Origin of the sequence: Desulfovibrio sp. 86 (assembly GCF_902702915.1) — a bacterium.
Taxonomy (GTDB): domain Bacteria; phylum Desulfobacterota; class Desulfovibrionia; order Desulfovibrionales; family Desulfovibrionaceae; genus Desulfovibrio.
In genome coordinates this window covers 446449-464229 of sequence record NZ_LR738849.1, presented here as the reverse complement: position 1 = coordinate 464229, position 17781 = coordinate 446449, and the positions used below count along the sequence as shown (strand labels likewise).

Annotated in this window: 16 protein-coding genes; 1 reads left to right on the top strand and 15 read right to left on the bottom strand. The window is 59.3% G+C overall.

Annotated elements, in window-relative coordinates:
• Positions 1–173 precede the first annotated feature (173 nt).
• Positions 174–1226 (top strand): DUF1848 domain-containing protein, encoded by a 1053-nt coding sequence (locus DESU86_RS01970; RefSeq protein ID WP_179979512.1) that lies wholly within the window; start codon positions 174–176, stop codon positions 1224–1226.
• Between the two features lie 295 nt (positions 1227–1521).
• Here DESU86_RS01970 and DESU86_RS01965 read toward each other — a convergent pair whose 3' ends face one another.
• The 15 genes from DESU86_RS01965 to DESU86_RS01895 form a co-directional block, all read right to left on the bottom strand.
• Entirely contained in the window at positions 1522–2226 is a 705-nt protein-coding gene (locus DESU86_RS01965; protein WP_179979511.1) for an ABC transporter ATP-binding protein, read from the bottom strand.
• A complete protein-coding gene (locus DESU86_RS01960) occupies positions 2219–3004 on the bottom strand; it encodes an ABC transporter ATP-binding protein (RefSeq protein ID WP_179979510.1) in 786 nt (261 codons plus the stop codon). Before DESU86_RS01960 ends, DESU86_RS01965 begins: the two co-directional genes overlap by 8 nt.
• Positions 3001–4224: an ABC transporter permease subunit gene (locus DESU86_RS01955; protein ID WP_179979509.1), complete on the bottom strand. Its 1224-nt coding sequence runs from the start codon at positions 4222–4224 to the stop codon at positions 3001–3003. Before DESU86_RS01955 ends, DESU86_RS01960 begins: the two co-directional genes overlap by 4 nt.
• A 2-nt stretch (positions 4225–4226) precedes the next feature.
• The gene (locus tag DESU86_RS01950) at positions 4227–5135 is read right to left on the bottom strand and encodes an ABC transporter permease subunit (protein ID WP_179979508.1); all 909 of its coding nucleotides are present in this window, start codon (positions 5133–5135) and stop codon (positions 4227–4229) included.
• A gap of 118 nt (positions 5136–5253) precedes the next feature.
• A complete protein-coding gene (locus tag DESU86_RS01945) occupies positions 5254–6384 on the bottom strand; it encodes a branched-chain amino acid ABC transporter substrate-binding protein (protein WP_179979507.1) in 1131 nt (376 codons plus the stop codon).
• 251 nt (positions 6385–6635) lie between these two features.
• Positions 6636–8000 carry a ribosome biogenesis GTPase Der gene (der, locus tag DESU86_RS01940; RefSeq protein WP_179979506.1) on the bottom strand — a complete coding sequence of 455 codons (1365 nt, stop codon included), beginning with the start codon at positions 7998–8000 and terminating at the stop codon, positions 6636–6638.
• 80 nt (positions 8001–8080) lie between these two features.
• Positions 8081–9154, bottom strand: a complete 1074-nt coding sequence (locus DESU86_RS01935; RefSeq protein ID WP_232088222.1) for a pseudouridine synthase family protein — start codon at positions 9152–9154, stop codon at positions 8081–8083.
• A gap of 53 nt (positions 9155–9207) precedes the next feature.
• Complete coding sequence (locus DESU86_RS01930) at positions 9208–10572, bottom strand: sensor domain-containing diguanylate cyclase (protein WP_179979505.1); 1365 nt, start codon at positions 10570–10572, stop codon at positions 9208–9210.
• A gap of 812 nt (positions 10573–11384) precedes the next feature.
• A complete protein-coding gene (locus DESU86_RS01925; protein WP_179979504.1) occupies positions 11385–12128 on the bottom strand; it encodes an energy-coupling factor ABC transporter ATP-binding protein in 744 nt (247 codons plus the stop codon).
• Positions 12118–12882: a cobalt ECF transporter T component CbiQ gene (gene cbiQ / locus DESU86_RS01920; RefSeq protein ID WP_179979503.1), complete on the bottom strand. Its 765-nt coding sequence runs from the start codon at positions 12880–12882 to the stop codon at positions 12118–12120. The genes DESU86_RS01925 and cbiQ overlap by 11 nt, the downstream gene beginning before the upstream one ends.
• Positions 12883–12890: 8 nt before the next feature.
• Complete coding sequence (locus DESU86_RS01915) at positions 12891–13694, bottom strand: cobalamin biosynthesis protein CbiL (RefSeq protein ID WP_232088221.1); 804 nt, start codon at positions 13692–13694, stop codon at positions 12891–12893.
• A 20-nt stretch (positions 13695–13714) separates the two neighbouring features.
• Positions 13715–14347 (bottom strand): cobalt transporter CbiM, encoded by a 633-nt coding sequence (gene cbiM / locus DESU86_RS01910; protein ID WP_179979502.1) that lies wholly within the window; start codon positions 14345–14347, stop codon positions 13715–13717.
• 184 nt (positions 14348–14531) lie between these two features.
• Positions 14532–15302 (bottom strand): DUF4198 domain-containing protein, encoded by a 771-nt coding sequence (locus DESU86_RS01905; protein ID WP_179979501.1) that lies wholly within the window; start codon positions 15300–15302, stop codon positions 14532–14534.
• 352 nt (positions 15303–15654) lie between these two features.
• Entirely contained in the window at positions 15655–16110 is a 456-nt protein-coding gene (locus DESU86_RS01900) for a hypothetical protein (protein WP_179979500.1), read from the bottom strand.
• Between the two features lie 327 nt (positions 16111–16437).
• Positions 16438–17727, bottom strand: coding sequence for an O-acetylhomoserine aminocarboxypropyltransferase/cysteine synthase family protein (locus DESU86_RS01895; protein WP_179979499.1), 1290 nt, complete (start codon positions 17725–17727; stop codon positions 16438–16440).
• Positions 17728–17781 lie beyond the last annotated feature (54 nt).

Here is a 17781-nt window from a genome sequence, read left to right as displayed (position 1 = left end):
ATCCGGCGGCTCCCGCATGCGCGTATGGCGGCGTGCCCGTCGGCAGGGCATATGTGCCCACGGCATCCCCCCATGCACGTATTTGTGCCGTGCCCGACGGCAGAGCATATGTGCCCCAGGCATCCCCCCATGCACGTATTGACGGCCGCCCGCGCCCTTGACACACTGCGCGCATGAAATGGCCTCTTGTCACCATCAATGCCGCGTCCGGCCCCGTGCGGGCAGTAGCGCCCACCCTGCTGGCGGTGAGCCGCGCCACGGACGTTCCCGCCTTCTATATGCCCTGGTTCATGAAAAGGCTGGAGGCTGGCTATGCGTGCTGGGTCAATCCCTTCAGCGGCAAGCCGCAGTATGTCTCCATGGCGCGTGCGCGGGCGGTGGTTTTTTGGAGCAAAAATCCGCTGCCCCTCATTGCGCATCTGCCTGCCGTGGAGGCGCGCGGCCTTGCTTCCTACGTGCAATACACGCTCAACGACTATGAGACCGAAGGATGGGAACCGGGGGTGCCGCCGCTGGCGCGTCGGGTGGAGACATTCCGGCGTCTGGCGGAAGCGGTGGGACCGGATCGCGTGGTGTGGCGATTCGACCCTCTTATGCTGGCCGCCAATCCCGGCAGCCGTATGCTTTCCTGCGAGGATTTGCTGGAGCGGGTTGAGCGGTTGGCGCAAGCTCTGGCGGGCTGCACTACCAAGCTTGTCTTCAGTTTTGCCGACATCGCCCCCTACCGCAAGGTGGCGGAAAATCTGCGGCGCAAAGGTATGACCTGGCGCGATTTTACGCCCGATGAAATGCGCCGTATGGCGGCGGCCATAGCGGCAATCTGCGCGCGGCACGGCATGCGGGTCGCCACCTGCGGCGAAAAGGCGGATCTGTCAGCCCAGGGGGTGGAGCATAACCGCTGCACTGATCCCGAACTCATACTTCAACTGACCCGCCGCCATCCGGACGTGCTGGAGCTTTTTGGCATCAGCGCCAGCGAGCAGATGCTTTTGCCCGGCGCGTCGGGCATTCTTGGCGAGGCTTCAGGGACGGAGTATCCCCGTGACCCGGGCCAGCGCCCCACCTGTTTGTGCGTGCCCTGCAAGGACATTGGCCAGTACAACACTTGCCCCCACGGCTGTGTCTACTGTTACGCCAATACCTCGGAAGCGGCGGCGCGCAGGAGCTATCAGGCCCATTCTGTAGACGGGGAATCCATAGCCGAACTGCCGGGCGGCAGAGAATAAATCAACGTTTCCAGGAGGCTCTTTACAGAGCTTCCCTAAAATAAGCCGTGGTCAGCGCACTATACTTTGGTTCCTTCTGGAGCCTGTTACCTTTGAAAAAGGTAACAGGCTCCAGAAGGAAATAAAGGTTTTAGGGGGAGGGGGCGTGGGGGAGGAGACCCTTTTACAAAAGGGTCCCTCCCCCACAAAGCATTTCACCGCTGCTCTAAAAAAAGCTGCAAAAAAAAGCATGGCGCGGCGTTTGTAACAAACGCCGCGCCATACTTTTTGTCAGACAGCCGAATCTTGCTGTGCGCTACATGCCCAGATAGGCCGTGCGCACTTCTTCACTTTTTAAAAGATTGGCGGCGCTGTCGCTCATGACAATGCGGCCGTTTTCCATCACATAGCCGCGCGTGGCGATGCGCAGGGCCTGGTTGGCGTTCTGCTCCACCAGAAAGACCGTGGTGCCATTGGCATTGACCTTCTGGATGATGGAAAAAATCTGCTGAATGATGATGGGCGCAAGCCCCAACGAGGGTTCGTCCAGCAGGAGCAGCTTGGGCCGTCCCATGAGGGCGCGGCTGATGGCCAGCATCTGCTGTTCGCCGCCGGAGAGGGTGCCTCCGGCCTGCTTGCGGCGTTCCGCAAGGATGGGAAAAAGGCTGAACACGTAGTCCAGGTCATCCTTTACCGCTTCCTTGTCCTGCCGCAGAAAAGCGCCAAGGTCCAGGTTTTCGCGCACGCTCAGGTCGGGAAAAATCAGGCGGCCTTCGGGAACCTGTGAAATGCCGAGGGCCACGATTTCGTGAGGGGGCAGGGTATGTATGGGTTTGCCATACCAGAAAATCTCGCCCTGACGGGGGCGGTTGATGCCGCACACGGTCATGAGGGTGGTGGATTTTCCCGCGCCGTTGGCCCCGATGAGGGTTACGATGTCGCCTTCTTCCACCTTGAGCGAAATATCCCGCAAGGCCTGGATATTGCCGTAGAACGTATCAACATTGCGCAGCTCAAGCATCGCTTTCTCCCAGGTATGCCTTGATGACGCGCGGGTTGGCGCGTATTTCTTCGGGTTTGCCGGTGGCGATGCACGAACCGTACTCCATAACGTAGATACGATCCGAGAGGGACATGACCATGCCCATATCGTGTTCAATCAGCAGGATGGAAAGCTGCTGGTCGTCACGGATGGAGCAGACCAGCTCCTTGAGTTCGTTGGTTTCCTGCGGGTTCATGCCTGCGGCGGGTTCGTCCAGCAGCAGCATGTGCGGCTCGGTGGCCAGCGCGCGGGCAATTTCAAGACGGCGCTGCGCTCCGTAGGGCAGGTTGCGGGCCGCTTCGTTCCAGAAATCCTGCAAGCGCACCAGTTCCAGCAAGGCGTAACTTGTGTCGATACTTTCCTGTTCTTCACGGCGGGTGCGGCCGTCCCGCAGGATGGCCCCCACAATGCCGGCCCTGGTGCGGCAGTGGCGGCCTATCATGACGTTTTCAAGCACAGTCATGTCGCCGAAAAGGCGGATGTTCTGAAAGGTGCGGGCCATGCCCATGGCGGTGATGGCGTGGGGCTTCTTGCCGTTGAGCAGTTGCGGATCGCCCTTGCTGTCGTGCAGAAACATCTTGCCCTCTGTGGGGGTGTAGATGCCCGTCACGCAGTTGAAAAACGTGGTCTTGCCCGCGCCGTTGGGGCCGATAAGAGCCACAATCTCACCGCTGTTGACCGTGAGCGACAGCTCGTTGAGCGCGCGCAGGCCGCCAAAATCCTGAGAAAGCTCCTGCACTTCAAGCACGGGTTTCACGGGCGGCCTCCTTCGGCGTCGTGGAGGGCGCTGATGCGGTATCTGCGGCGTTCGCCGCTGATAAGACCCTGAGGCCGGAAAATCATCATAATAACCATAATGGCCCCGAAGATAAGCATGCGGTACTCCGAAAAGGCCCGCAGATATTCCGGCGCAAGGATGAGAATGAACGCGGCTATGGCAACGCCGGTGATGGAGCCCATGCCGCCAAGCACCACCATGGACAGGATCATGGCCGATTCCATAAAGGTGAAGCTCGACGGATTGATATAGGTGGTCTTTGCCGCAAAAATCACTCCGGCAAAGCCAGCCCAGCACGAACCGAGGGCAAAGGCGGAAAGTTTGACCCGCATGATATCGATGCCCATGGCCTCGCAGGCGATTTCGTCTTCACGCAGCGCTTGCAGGGCGAGGCCCACGCGCGAGTTCTTGAGTCTGCTGATAACCACAATGGTGATGACCACGGCCACCAGCACGAGATAGTACACGTAGGTGGTGCTGGTGTTGATGTCCATCTGCATGCCGAAAAGGCCGGGGCGGGGTATGTCGCTCACGCCGCGCGGCCCGCCGGTGAGGCTGGTCCAGTTTTGCAGGGCCAGACGCACTATTTCGCCAAAGCCAAGCGTGACAATGGCGAGGTAGTCGCCACGCAGACGCAGCACGGGAAAGCCCAGCGCCAGGCCAAAGATAACGGCCACAAAACCGCCGATGGGCAGGCACATCCAGAAACCGAAGCCGAAGAACTGGTGCAGCAGGCCATAGGCGTATGCGCCCACGGCGTAAAAGGCCACGTAGCCCAGCACGAGCTGACCGGCCAGACCCACGACGATGTTCAGACCAAGGGCCAGCATCACGTAGAGCAGAGCCGAGATCATGATGTTGGTCTGGTAGAAGGAGCTCACCATGGGCATGATAATCATGACTGCAGCCAAAGCGGCCAGACTGGCCGCCATGAGCTTGGGCTTTTGCGAAAGCGCGGCCATGGCGGGGCCAATGCCGAAACCGGCAGGCAGTTTGATGATGGGCAGCCCTCTTGCCTTGCGCGAAAAGCACCAGTCCCACAGCATGGCGAGGCCGAAGATGGCAAGGCCCAGAAGCGCGATGCGATCCAGCCGCCAGGTGACGGTGCGTTCAATGGTGTTCAGCTTGAGGCCAAGAACGGGCAAGGTGAGCAGCATGAACCAGAGTGCCGCTACGGCGGCCTTGATGACTCTTTGCATGGCTACACCTTCTGCACTTTGGCTTTACCGAGGATGCCGTCGGGCCGGAAAATAAGGATGAGGATAAGAATGGCAAAGGCCAGCATGTCCTCATAGTTGCCTGAAAAATAGCCAGTGGTGAAGCTTTCGGCCAATCCCAGCACGAGGCCGCCGAGCATGGCGCCGGGGATGGAGCCGATGCCGCCGAGCACCGCGGCCGTAAATGCCTTGAGTCCCGCCAGAAAACCGATGCCGAAGTTGACCTGCCCCATGTGCGAGGCAATGAGCACGCCGCCCAGGGCCGCCAGTGACGAGCCGATGATAAAGGTCAGCGAAATGATGCGGTCGGCGTTGATGCCCAGCAGAAGCGCCATTTTACGGTTCTGCGCCGTGGCGCGCATGGCTTTGCCCATGCGGGTGTAGCGGATAAAGAGCGTAAGGGCCAGCATGGCCAGCGTGCTGACCAGCAGAATGAGAAAATCGCTGGGCCCCATGACGTTGTCGATATAGTCAAGAAAGCTCATCTCGGGAAGCAGGTTGGGAAAGGGCACAAAGTCCGCTGTCTGGGCCAGCAACACATAGTTCTGCAAAAAGATGGACATGCCAATGGCCGAAATAAGCGGCGAAAGACGCGGTGCGCCGCGCAGGGGCTTGTAGGCTACCTTTTCAAGGGTGTAGCCGTAGGCCGCACACCAGACAATGGCCGCAAGGGCGGCAACAACCAGTATGCCCCCGGCAGGAAAGCCGTAAACGCCCAGGGCTCCGGCCACAAGCAGGGCCGTGAAAGCGCCAAGCATATAAATTTCACCATGCGCAAAGTTGATAAGCTCAATGATGCCATACACAAGGGTATAGCCCAGAGCTATAAGCGCATAGATACTGCCTCTGGTGAGTCCACCAAAGAAAAGTTCTATAAAAAATTGGATATCCATGCCGTCCTACGCGCCAGAGCGGGTGCGCCTCTGGCGTAAGTTCCGTTATTGCCGTCGACCTGGCCGAAAATGCGTGCGAAAACGGGGGCGCGACCAAGGTCGCGCCCCCCTTGATCATTTATTCAAGGACGATGCTGTGGTTGAGTTCCACAAACTTGCCGTCTTTGACCTGGTATATGGAAAGTCCCATACCGGCGGCGTCGCCCTTGGCATTGAAGCTGATCTTGCCAAGCGGCGTGTCCACCTTGTTGTCGCGCAGAATGTCCTTGACCTTGGCGGTGTCGGTGCTGCCGGCCTTTTCAATGGCGGCCAGCAGGCACTGGGCGGCGGCATAGGCATTGTAGTAGCCAAAGCCGGGCTCGCTGCCGAAAGCCTTGATATGGGCTTCGCGCGCGGTCTTGTATTCGGGCAGGGTGCTGGTGTCCTTGGGATAGGAGGCATAGGTGCCTTCGCTGTCCTTGCCAGTCATCTTGAGGAAGGTTTCATCCTTCACGCCGTCGGGGCCGATGAGCGGGGTCTTCAGATTGTCGCGGCGCATCTGCTGCAACAGCTTGGAGGCCACGGGCTGGTAGCCGCCGAAGACGATGATGTCGGGCTTGGCGCGGCGCAGTTTGCGCACTACAGCGGAAAAGTCCACGGCATCAGGGGTAACGGCTTCAAAAAGCACGGTTTCGGTGCCGCCTTTTTCCATGATTTCGCGGTTCTTGTCGGCAAAACCCTTGCCGTAGTCGCCGTTGTCATGCAGATAGGCGACCTTTTTGACCTTGAGGTTTTTGAGCATGAAATCGCTGGTCAGCGCGGCCTGGGCATTGTCATTGGCCACGGTGCGGAAGAAGAGCGGGTTCTTGCCGTCTTCAGTCAGGCCGGGCGTGGTGGCCGTGGGCGACACCGCAATAAGGGCTGCTTCCTGGAACAGGGGCAGCGAAGCCTTGGTGGGGCCGGAGCAAATGGGGCCGACAACGGCGTTGACTTTTTCGGAAATCAGTTTGGTGGCCGCGTTGGTGGCCATTTCGGGTTTGCATTGGTCGTCCTGCGCCACAACTTCAATGGTGCGGCCAAGCAGACCGCCCTTGGCATTGGCTTGATCCACAACGATTTTTACCGCGTTCAAGCTGGGAACGCCGTAAGAAGCCAGGTCGCCGGACTGAGCCCCCTGCACGCCGATCTTGATGGGATCAGCAGCCTGAGCAGGCGCGGCCAACGTCACGCAGACAGCCATTGCGGCAAGCCATGTCATACCTTTTTTCATCTGCCCCTCCTACGAGAAAATTGTGCGCGCAGACTTTGCACGTCATATTAGATGAAGGATTTTTATTGCCTTATTGCGGGCATTCTGTCAATGCGAGCCCCTGGCGTTTGTCAAGTGCCGCATGGGGGATGGCGGGAAAAATGAGGTGGTCGCAGCGGGGTAAAAACAGAAGTCCGAAGCGGATGTTCCGCATTCGGACTTCTAATATTTTGTGCAGTGGCGGGCAGTAAAGGCGAACCGCCCGCGCGGGCTTACGCTGTTTTCTTTTTGTGGCTTGAGCGCAGGTGGATGCGCATGGGCGCGTGCGAGATTTCGAAGATTTTCCGCAGCGCCCGTTCAAGGTAGCGGGTATAGCTTTCAGGCACACGTTCCGCGTCGCTCACAAAAAAGACAAAGGTCGGCGGTTCGGATTCGGCCTGGGTAAGATAGAAAAACTTGGCCCGCACGCGTTTGACCACCGGGGGCTGGTGGCGCGTAAGCACTTCTTCCATGGCGCGGTTGAGCTTGCCCGTGGTGATGCGGACGCTGCATTCGTCATGAATTTTCTGCGCCAGGGGCAGGATTTTGCCAATGTCCTTGCCCTTGAGAGCGGAAACCAGCAGGACGGGCACATGGGGACAGAATGACAGAAGTTCGTTGACGTTCTTTCGCAACTGGTCAAGCGCGTTGCGGGGGGCAAGGTCGCACTTGTTGATAAGAACCATGAAGGGAGTCTTGCGGGTGTTGAGCATGTCCATGAGGCGCTTGTCCTGCTGGCTCACGCCCTCGGCCGCATCCAGGGTCAGAAGGGTCACGTCCGCCTTGGTGGTGGACTTGATGGCCGAGTTGACCGAATACTTTTCCACGCTGTCCGAAATCTTGGTGCGGCGGCGAACGCCTGCCGTGTCCACGAAGACATAGTCCTTGCCGTTTTTGGTAAAGCGCACGTCCACGCTGTCGCGGGTAGTGCCCGCCACGTCCGAGACGATCATGCGGTCTTCACCCGACAGGGCGTTGATAAGCGAGGATTTGCCCGCATTGGGGCGACCCAGCATGGCGAGGCGCAGCGTGGGAGGGGCCGGGGGCTCCTCGGAGCTGTCTTCGGGCAGCAGGGCAATAAGGTCTTCAACCAGGGCGTTCATGTTGTGCCCGTGCTCGGCGGAGACAGCCAAGAGGGGAAAGCCCAGGGCGTGGAATTCCGCCATGCGCTCGTCTTCGTGTTCCGCGCCGTCAACCTTGTTGACTACGCAGAGGGTCGGCAGTCCCTTGCGCCGCACATGGGCGGCCAGATGCTCGTCCAGCGGCAGCAGGCCGTCACGGCCGTCCACAACAAAGGCCACGGCTGTGGCGTCTTTGAGCGCGGCCTCTGTCTGGTTCAGGATGTCCTGCTCAAAGCCGCGGATGCCCTCCGGGCCTTCCACCACCATGGCATGTGCGTCAAGAGTGATGCCGCCTGTATCGACAATGCCGAATACGGGCATGTCCTTGCGGCGCACCACGCCGTCCATGCGGTCGCGGGTGATGCCCGGCCTGTCATGGGTGATGGCGCGATTGCTGCGGATGAGGCGGTTGAACAGAGTGGACTTGCCCACGTTGGGGCGGCCCACAAGAATGATGCGCGGCGGATTTTCAGCCATGTCTATAACCTTGTGGCGGCCTGAAAACAAGGCCGCGTGCAGTGCGCGGGCGCTTTTTGAAAGGCCCGCCAGTGCGAGTTCTAATGTAAAGGAGAAATTGTAGCACCTTCGCCGCCCAATGGGAATACCCCACACACGAGGGGGGGCGGCGAGGGCAGGCCGTCGCCGCAGCCGATGGGCTCGGGCAGGTCTGTCAGGGCACGCGCCCCCACCCAGGGGGGCAGGCTGGCAAAAGACGCGCCTTCCGGCAGAATCATGCGCAGGGCGTGCAGATACAGAGGGCTTCCAGGACGGGCCTGGCCGTACTTGGCGTCGCCAAGCACCGGGTGCCCAAGGCTGGCAAGCTGGGTGCGAATCTGGTGGGTACGCCCCGTGAGCAGACGCACCTGCACAAGGCTTGCCCCGTCCTCCACGATCAGAGGCCGCACAAGGCAAAGGGCTTCTTTTCCGTCGGCCGCCTCCGCACCCACGGTGCACATTTTTTCAAAGCCGCGTACCGCATCCTTGCGCAAAAAATGCCGCACAAGGCAGGTTTCCTCGTGGGGCCAGCGTCCGGCGATCCATGCCACATACTCCTTGACCATGCGCTGACCGCGAAGGGCTTGCTGGGCTTCGTCCAAGGCCGCATAGGATGCGGCCACAAGCAGGATGCCCGAGGTTTCCTTGTCCAGCCGGTGCACGGGCGTGGGCATAAAGCTTGCGTTGGCAAAATGCTGGGCCAGGCGGGTTGTCAGGCTGTCTTCATGCCCGGTTCCGGGATGGGTGGGCAGGCCGGCGGGCTTGTCAAAAGCCCACAGGTAGCCGCTGGAGCCGACAAGAGGAGGCAGCGGAGGGCCGCTTGCGGCGTCTTCGCTGTTACGGAGTTTGCGTGCGGGCGCTGGCAGCGGGTCGTCGCACTGCGCGGCCATTTTTATGGCAAAGGGGGGCAGGCGAACGAGATCACCGGCCTGTACGCGCGAAAAAGGTTTGCACCGGCAACCGTTTATCCTCACTTGCCCCGTGCGCACCCAACGGTGCAGCATGGCTTGGGGGAGGTTCAGACGGCGCTGCAAAAACTGAAGTAACTTCTGGCCGCTCTCGGTCTCATGCACAACAGGGCATTCCGTTGCGGAAGAGTCGAGGGCCATTGTAGGGGGAGGGTTATCATCCGACATGGGCACACTTTGTCTCAAAGCGCGGGCCGCGTCAAGAGGCATGCGCCAGGCCGCTACATATAGCGGCTGTCTTCTATCTGCACAATCTTGTTTGTATTTTTTTCTATCCACTTTTTTATGTGCTTGCGCCACCGGGTGCGTTCCTTGTGTTTGCCAAGCAGCATGTCGCGGTCCGCCAGTACCAGAAGCTGGGCCAGCGAGGTGCCCATATCTTCAGCACAGGCGCCTCCGAGGGACATGCGGATGGGGATGTTGTCCGGGTTGGCATTGTGCGCGTCAAAAGCCTTGCTGATGCGCGCAATGGCTTTTTTAAGCTGCTCCTGCGTACAGCCTGGCAACAGGGCGACGAATTCGTCCCCTCCCATACGGGCTATGCAGTCAGGGGCGTAAAGGCTGGTGCGCAGAATAAGCGCCGCCTGGCAAAGCATCTTGCTGCCTTCGGGGTGACCGAGATAATCGTTGATAAGCTTGAGTCCGTCCATATCACAGGCGATAATGCCCACAGGGCGTATTTTTTGCTGCTCCAGGCGTTCAACCGTCATGCCATAGTAGGTTCGGCTGCGTAGCCCGGTGAGCGGATCATTGCGCACAAGGTTTTCAAGCTGCGCCCTGTCGGCCTGACCTGCGCTTACATCGGTGTGCAGACCCACGATGCGGGTTGCCTTGCCGCTGGCGTTTCGCTGGGTCACGTAGCCGCGCCCCAGTATCCAGGCCCAGGTGCCGTCAGCCCGTAAAAAGCGGTACGTGCATTCAAAACTGTCCCCGTAATCGGGACTTTCAACAATGCGCATCTGCATGGGCACAATGTTTTCAAAATCATCGGGATGCACCCGGCTGGTCCACGATTCCGCCACCGGGGGAAAGGCATTGGGAGTGTAGCCCAGCATGGAAAGATAGCGCGGGCTGAAATACACGGTGCCGTCAATGGGGTTCCAATCCCAGAGGCCGTCACTGGCTGCGTTGAGGGCCAGCATCAGACGACTTGCATCGGAGCTTGGGGCGGGGGGATTGATCAGGGATCGGCAGTTCAGAACCGGCGTAAAGGCAGGTTCGATTTTTTGCCTGTCAATGGCGGCCAGAGCGCCCACCAGAATGGTGCCACGGCCAAAAACATCGCGCTGTAAAACCATCATCTGGGCACGCACCATAAATTTGCCCAGCATGTAAATAAGCTCAAGAAAAGGGCCTTGCGAGCCATTCAGGATTTTTTCCACCGATTCAAGGTAGGGCACCAGCCCCTCCAGGGGGCAATGGCTCAGAAATTCCTTCATGCTGCGCGGTGCATGCCCCTCAAATTGCAACAGCTTGATTGCCCCGGCGCTCAGGTAGAGGTTGTCTGAAGGAATATGCCACTCCCAAATGGGGTCGCGTGTTTCAGGCTGAATATACTGGGAGCCAGAGTATGGCAGTTTTGACATAGCAAAGCCTTTGGCATCGTTTTTTTCGCAAAAAGCGAACGCAATGGGGCGAGGTTTCAGGTGCAGGCTGGCCAGAGCGGATACTGCCCGGGACTGCGCAAATGATATCAAAAGTGAATTACACCTCTGGAAAAATATCTTATACCTGTACGGAAATCTAGTGCCGACGAACAGGCGCGTGCGTGAACGCTGTGGTAATGGTATAAAATTGTTTATGAATCATGTTTGGAATCATCGGGAATTTCTTGGGCATGGCGGAATGAAAATCGGTGTTGATGTGTAACATTCTCGCATTATTCCATGCTGTTATTATAAAACTGTTCTGCGGTCTCGTGGGCTGCCCTGCATTGTCGATCCCCAAGCGACGCGCTGTCCGCAGCGTGCCAACCAACCATAGAAGCCGCGCAGCCGTTTGCCCGCGCGTAGCAGGCCGGGCAATGCGCGCTTGGCCTGCATGGCCAGCGCCTGCGCCTGCTATCTGATCAGGCTGTGTGATGCCCCAAGGGCAGCGCATGGGGCATCAGGGCAACACTTTAGCCTCACAACGCATCTGGCCCATTAGGGCAGCGCGAACACATTGCCAAAAACGACAAGGCTTGAGGGCCGTATCTGGCACGATAAATTTTACGATGGCGTGATGGCTGGCGGGTGCTGTCTCTGCCCCCCGTTTCAGATTAGAGAAAACCTTGAAGTGCTATAGAACACACCAAGAGTTTTAGGGGGTGGGGGCGTGGGGGAGGAGACCCTTTTGCAAAAGGGTCCCTCCCCCACAAAGCATTTCAATTTGAAAATAGCGTTGCCCGGGACAGTGTCTAGTGGGCGTGGGGTTCATCGCCCAAAGGATGGGCGTGGGCGTGCGTGTGGCTGAAGCTGGGGGCGCAGGCGTCAAGGCGGCCGTGAGCGAGCGTCAGATAGGTGGTGGATATGCGGGCGAGAAAGTCCCAGTCGTGCGAAATGGTGATGCGGGCTGTGGGAAGTTTTTGCAGAATATCGATGATGCGTTCACGGGCCTCGTTATCAAGGCCGTTGGTGGGTTCATCAAGCAGCAGGGCTTCGGGCCGCATGGCCAGCACTGCCGCGAGGGAGACCAGTTTTTTTTCGCCGCCCGAAAGCCGGTGGGTAAGGCGGTTTTCAAAACCGTCCAGTCCGAGGTTGCGCAGGGTTTCATGCGCCCGCTCGCGTGCGGCTTCCGGCGACAGGCCCAGGTTCAGCGGCCCAAAGGCCACATCTTCAAGCACGGAGGGAAAGAACAGCTGATCCTCGGCATGTTGCAGCACAAAGCCCACGGCGCAGCGCAGGCTGTGAAAGTCTTTCTCGGTGCGCATTTCGCGGCCGTGAAAGCGCACACAGCCCTGCTGCGGCGTTATCAGGCCTGTAACACAGCGAAAAAGCGTTGTTTTGCCGCTGCCGTTGGGGCCATAAAAGCCGATATGCTGATCCGGCAGGAGGGCCAGGTCAACGCCCTTGAGCACCTGGCGGATATTGCCGTCCCGTTCATACTGAAAATGAATGTTTTCGAGGCTGAAGATGCAGTCTTTTTCCGTATTACAGTCCATAGATTTGATCCCGGTACTCCATAAGCACAAGTCCTGCAAGGCAGAGCAGCATCAGGAGGGCAAAAAGGCCGTCCACGGGACGCGCCTTAAATACCGCCACCGAGCGGAACTGGCCAGAAAATCCCCGCAGCAGCATGGCTTCGCGCACTCTCTGTGAACGTTCGTAGCTGCGCACCAGCAAAAGCCCCAACAAAGAAGCCACGGTGCGGTAGGTATGCATACCGGTGCGCGGGCGAAAGCCGCGCAGCCGCGCGGCAACGCTCAGGCACTGCCATTGCTGCGCAATGTCGTGCACCTGCCGGGCGGTAAACAGAAAAAGAAACACCAGTTTTCGCGGGCAGCGCAGGCATTCCAGGGCATGCCCCGCCGTTGGCGTGTCCATTGTGGCCACAAGGGCCAGAAAAACACAGACAATGGCATTGGACTTGATGGTGACGAGCAGGGCCAGATGCAGACCCTCGGCGCTCAAGCTTATGAAACCCCACCGCGCCACTTCCTGTCCGGGCATGGTCAGCGGGGTAACACACCACAAAAAGGCCGCAAACATGTTGATCACCGCCAGGCGACGCAACAGCGGCAGCAGGGGCGGACGGGCCAGGATCAGCAGAATCAGGCCCAGGCCAAGTCCCGCGCAACTGGCGGTCACGTCCTGCAGCGTCGAAAGGCACAACGCGGTCAGCGCTGCAAGGGCCATACGCACACGCGGGTCAATGCGCTGTATGGCCGAAGGGCGTACAAAGGGCTGGTCAAACATGCCGACAGTTACCGCCGCCGGGAACGGAAGTAAAGGGCCAGTCCGGCCAGACCCACAAACCAGCCCATGCCGCCCACGATTTCGCGCAGGCCCGGTTCGTCTGTGCGCATTTCGGCCAGTTGCCGCTTCACGGGGGACAGGCGGGAGTCCAGCAGGGCGGAGATTCTTGCCTCCTGCGCCTCAAGGGCGGTATCCACAATGGCCTGTATTTCTGCGGCGCTCACAGGGCCGGAACCTGAAATTTCCGGGGCGGCGGGCAGACCCTTGCCTGCGGGCGGCGGCCCGGCGCTGGGGCCGCCAGTGTTTTTCGCCGCCGCATTGGCCGTGATTTCGGCATGGCGGGGCGCGGCCGGAGCCGCAGCGGGAGCAGCGGACAGTTCGGCCGCTTCCAGCAGCCATTCGTTCTGATGCCCTTCACCAGCATTGATACGTATGCGCAGGCCGTGCTCCCGTCCCTTGGGCGGAATATCAAAACGAAAAAGTCCTTCCGTGTCTGTCCGGCCTGTGAGCAAAACCTGGCCGTTAGCCGCATCGTATACCGTGACCTCTCCGTTCCTGACGCTGTTGCCGCCGCTGAAGCCGCATTTGACGGCAACCTGCGGGCCTTCAGTCCAGGCGAAGATGTTTACCCGGTGCGCAAGGGCGGGAGTCTGAAGCGCAAGCAGAAGCGCGGCGGCAAGCAGCAGGGCAGCCAGAGGCGCGGATAACGGCAGCGCTGGGGCAAGCACTGGGACAGAAGAGCGCTGCGCAGGCAGGCAGTCAGGCCGTCCTGTGCGGATTGTCCGAAAAGAAGCGGCATTGCCAAGGAACATGAAAACTCCTTTCCGGCTGCTCAGGCCTGGCCCGGTTGGAACGCGGCGCTGGAAACGTGCAGCATTTCCGGGCGGACGCGGGCAATAAAGCCCACGGTAAACATGGTGATGAGCCCTTCGACCAGCATGACCGGCAGGTGAGCCAGAAAAATGAGCCGGGCGGCGGTGAGGAAACCCTCATTGCTCCACGCCAGGGCCAGGGCGGTGAGCAGCCCCGCGCCCAGCACGCCGACGGCGCCCCCGCAAAAGGCGGCGGCCCGTAAACCCTTCATGCCGGGCCAGAGGCGGACAAGGCTGCGGAAAACATACCAGGCCACGAGCCCGGAAAAGCCCATGGTGAACGTATTGACGCCCAGAACAACAAGGCCGCCGTACTGAAAGAGCAGCGCCTGCAAGGCGAGTGCGGCCAGAATGGCGGGAAAGACAGCCCACCCCAGCAGTACGCCCAGAAGACCGTTGAGAATAAGGTGCGCGCTGGAAGGGCCGATGGGGACGTGTATGAGCGAACCCACAAAAAAGGTCGCGGCCAGAATGGCCACGGTCATGAGCTTGTCATAGTCCAGGCGGCGCAGACCAAGGGCCGTGCCCACGGCCGTCAGGGCGTAGCCTGCGGCCAGAATGGGTGGGGACAGAACACCTTCGGCAATATGCATGGATCATCCTTCTCTGGAGCGTCGGCCATTGGGGCGCGTTCCGGGATTTTTCAGAGTAAGCTTTCGCAGCATGTTTTCACAGCCCGGCCCCATGCCGTGGCGTACGGTATGGGGCCGGAGTCTGTTTTTCAAAAGGCCGCTGCCCAGGAAGGCGCGCACTTTTGCCGCACTGCGCGACCATCCCCTATTTTATGCGGGGAGCCGCAAAGTTGACCCAGATAACAGCGCCAAGCTCAACGGATTTGGCTTCGCCCTCATAGTTCATTTTTTCTTCAGCCGTGTTCAGGGCGGCAAAGCCCCACCAGCCAGCCCAGGGCACGCCGTAGGTGAACACGCCGTTCTGGTCGGCCTTGACTACCTGGGTGACGTAATATTCGTTGGGGGCGGTATGGCCCTTGCCCTTGTTGTAGCTTTCAACCTCAACTTCCGCGCCGGGAACGGGCTTGCCGTCAAGCAGCACCTGGCCCTGAAAAACATTGCCGGAGTAGTTGCCGAAAGGCCGCGTCAGGGGAACGATTTCGGTCTTGAGGCCCAGCGGCTGCCCCCAGTTTTCCTCTTCGCCAAAAGCGGCGACCACGGTCTTGGTATAGTGGAGGATGAAGCAGTCCTCGGCGGGTTCAAAATAGGGCTGCGGCTCAACAGCGAACTGATAGACGCCGGGCTTTTTGATGGCGTATGCGGCTGTCCAGGCTTTGTTGCCCAGAATGGTGGCGGGATTGAGCAGGCTTTTGATGTCCTCGGTCGTGCCGTCATGGGTGACGGTGAATGCCTTGGGTTCCGCCATGGGCATGCCTTGCAGTTCCATAGGATGGGCAAAGGCTATGTCCAGTTTGAGCGGAGATTCTTTTTTGTCCGTGACTGTGGGGGTGGAAGGAATGACCATGCCAAAATGGGCCTGAGCCTGGGTTCCCCAAAAAAGCGCAAGCGCCATGCACGCGCAACAGAACTTCCACATAATCGCATCCTTCCGTTGAATTTTATGGCCGTGGCAATGTTTGACGGCGTCATGCCGCGTGTGGCGTATGTAGCACAAAAAAATAAAAAGTAGCAAGAACATTGTGGGCGTCCACCTGGATGCGCTGGTCCTATGTCGCTGTCATAACAGGTGTCCGCAGATGTTTTGAGGTGGGCGTCTGCGCTTTTGCGGCAGGCACTTTGGAAAGCAAGAGCATTTGTTGCCACGACGTATCCTGCCACGACGTATACCGCCATGGCAGGTGGCGCCGTCTGTGGACGCTTGTGTGCCAAATGAAAAACGGCCATGTCGCTGATGACATGGCCGCTTTTTCGTCAAAACAGACGAAAACTTATTTGGGCAGCAATGCCGGAAAATCGGCGCTTTTAACGTATTTTTTTACAAAGGCCGCAGCAGATTTGCGGTCGCCAGCCATGACCGTAAGCATGAACACGTCGCCCTGCGAGGCGACCCATGCCTGGCTTGTGATGTCCTGCTGCGCAAAGGTGAAGGTATACTGACCGCCCTTTTCAACAGGCGGCTTGGGGGCCTTGAACTGTTTGGCAAACATCTCTGCGATGGTTTTGGTATCCGCGCCGCCGTTGGGGCTGATCACAAGCGTCACCGAGGCATCCCCGGCGGAGTTGGCGAAAATGGCGCTGGTGGTGCCCTGCTTTTCGGTGGGAGGCATGACGGCCTTCCATCCTTCGGGAACAGAGACAGTAAAATATTTGGTGTTCAGCTCTTCCGCCAGAGCTGGCATGGCCAGAAGCATGACAAACACAAAGGCCACAAACTTTTTCAGCATGAAAATTCTCCTCAAAGGGGTGCGCAGTATACGCTGCGGCGCGCCGCGCCTGCGGGAAAACATTTTGCCCGCGCGGCGTGACGCCGCCTCAGGCACTCTATGCAATGCCCCTGTAAAATACAATGGATTTTGGCGTGGCCCGCACGAGGTAGCGATTTTTTTACGTAAAACCGATATATCGCAGCAAGAAAGCCCGCTTACGGCTCGGCGCGGAAAAAATCCATGCTGCGTGGCATGGGAACAGGCCAGAACGCCAGAGTATCGCGCAAACGCAAAAAGCTCCCACGCGCGGCATGGGAGCTTTTGTGAGGAGGCTTTGTTCAATGCTTACAGGGAGGCCAATGCCTGATCCAGGTCAGCCAGGATGTCGTCAATGTGTTCGATGCCTATGGAGAGGCGCACGGTATTGGGCCAGATTCCCGTAACTGCCAGTTCTTCTTCGGTCATTTGCGAGTGCGTGGTGGACGCGGGGTGGATCACCAGCGATTTGGCGTCAGCCACGTTGGCCAGCAGCGAGAAGATGCGCAGCTTGTCAATAAAGGCTCTGGCTTCGGCCGCGCCGCCCTTGACCTCAATGGTGAAGATGCTGCCGCCCCCGTTGGGGAAGTAGCGCTCGTACAGAGCGTGGCTGGGGCTGTGGGGCAGGCTCGGGTGATTGACGGTCTGCACCTTGGGGTGATTGTCCAGATGGCGCACCACGGTCAGGGCGTTCTGCACATGGCGTTCCACGCGCAACGACAGTGTTTCAAGTCCCTGAAGGATCAAAAAAGCGTGCAGGGGGGCCATTGTCGCGCCAAGATCGCGCAACAGGATGGCCCGAGCCCGCACTATGTAGGCCGCCGCCCCGACGGCCTTGGTGAAGCTCAGGCCGTGATAGCTCGGATCTGGCTCACTCAGGTGGGAAAACTTGCCGGACGCGGCCCAGTCAAAGCGGCCGCTGTCCACGATGACGCCGCCAAGGGCGGCGCCGTGTCCGCCCATGAATTTTGTGGCGGAATGCACGACGATGTCCGCGCCGTATTCAATGGGGCGCATAAGCCAGGGGGTCGCAAAGGTGTTGTCCACCACCAGGGGGATGCCGTGACGGTGGGCCAGGGCTGCCAGCGCTTCCATATCCACAATGTTGCTATGGGGATTGCCCATGCTCTCCACAAAAAGGGCGCGGGTCTTGGGCGTGATGGCCTGTTCAAAGGAATCAATCTGGGCGGGATCCACAAAGGTCGTCTCAATGCCCCAGGTCTTGAGCGTATGGGCAAGCAAATTGTAGGTGCCGCCGTACAGGGTTTTGGCGGCAACAATGTGGTCCCCGGCGCTGGCGAGATTTTGCAGAGCGTAGCTCACGGCGGCCGCACCGCTGGCGGTGGCAAGAGCTCCCACGCCTCCTTCAAGGGCCGCCACCCTTTGTTCCAGCGCGTCCTGCGTGGGATTGGTCAAACGGCTGTAAATGTTGCCGGGGTCGGTCAGGTTGAAACGGGCCTCGGCGTGGGCACAGTCGTCAAACACGTAGGAGGTCGTCTGGTAAATGGGCACGGCCCGTGAACCGCTGGCTGCGTCTGGCTTCTCCTGCCCGGCGTGTACTTGCAGGGTTTCAAACCGCAAGCCTTTTTCATGATTCATTGTGGTTCCCCTTTGCGGTGGTCGCTCGATTTCTTGTTTTATATCGGCGTACTG

Coding starts and splice junctions, on each gene's coding strand:
- DESU86_RS01935 (WP_232088222.1), bottom strand. CDS start 9,154: ATGTCGGATGATAACCCTCCCCCTACAATGGCCCTCGACTCTTCCGCA.
- DESU86_RS01930 (WP_179979505.1), bottom strand. CDS start 10,572: ATGTCAAAACTGCCATACTCTGGCTCCCAGTATATTCAGCCTGAAACA.
- DESU86_RS01900 (WP_179979500.1), bottom strand. CDS start 16,110: ATGCTGAAAAAGTTTGTGGCCTTTGTGTTTGTCATGCTTCTGGCCATG.
- cbiM (WP_179979502.1), bottom strand. CDS start 14,347: ATGCATATTGCCGAAGGTGTTCTGTCCCCACCCATTCTGGCCGCAGGC.
- DESU86_RS01905 (WP_179979501.1), bottom strand. CDS start 15,302: ATGTGGAAGTTCTGTTGCGCGTGCATGGCGCTTGCGCTTTTTTGGGGA.
- DESU86_RS01950 (WP_179979508.1), bottom strand. CDS start 5,135: ATGGATATCCAATTTTTTATAGAACTTTTCTTTGGTGGACTCACCAGA.
- der (WP_179979506.1), bottom strand. CDS start 8,000: ATGGCTGAAAATCCGCCGCGCATCATTCTTGTGGGCCGCCCCAACGTG.
- DESU86_RS01925 (WP_179979504.1), bottom strand. CDS start 12,128: ATGGACTGTAATACGGAAAAAGACTGCATCTTCAGCCTCGAAAACATT.
- DESU86_RS01915 (WP_232088221.1), bottom strand. CDS start 13,694: ATGTTCCTTGGCAATGCCGCTTCTTTTCGGACAATCCGCACAGGACGG.
- DESU86_RS01955 (WP_179979509.1), bottom strand. CDS start 4,224: ATGCAAAGAGTCATCAAGGCCGCCGTAGCGGCACTCTGGTTCATGCTG.
- DESU86_RS01970 (WP_179979512.1), top strand. CDS start 174: ATGAAATGGCCTCTTGTCACCATCAATGCCGCGTCCGGCCCCGTGCGG.
- DESU86_RS01895 (WP_179979499.1), bottom strand. CDS start 17,727: ATGAATCATGAAAAAGGCTTGCGGTTTGAAACCCTGCAAGTACACGCC.
- cbiQ (WP_179979503.1), bottom strand. CDS start 12,882: ATGTTTGACCAGCCCTTTGTACGCCCTTCGGCCATACAGCGCATTGAC.
- DESU86_RS01965 (WP_179979511.1), bottom strand. CDS start 2,226: ATGCTTGAGCTGCGCAATGTTGATACGTTCTACGGCAATATCCAGGCC.
- DESU86_RS01945 (WP_179979507.1), bottom strand. CDS start 6,384: ATGAAAAAAGGTATGACATGGCTTGCCGCAATGGCTGTCTGCGTGACG.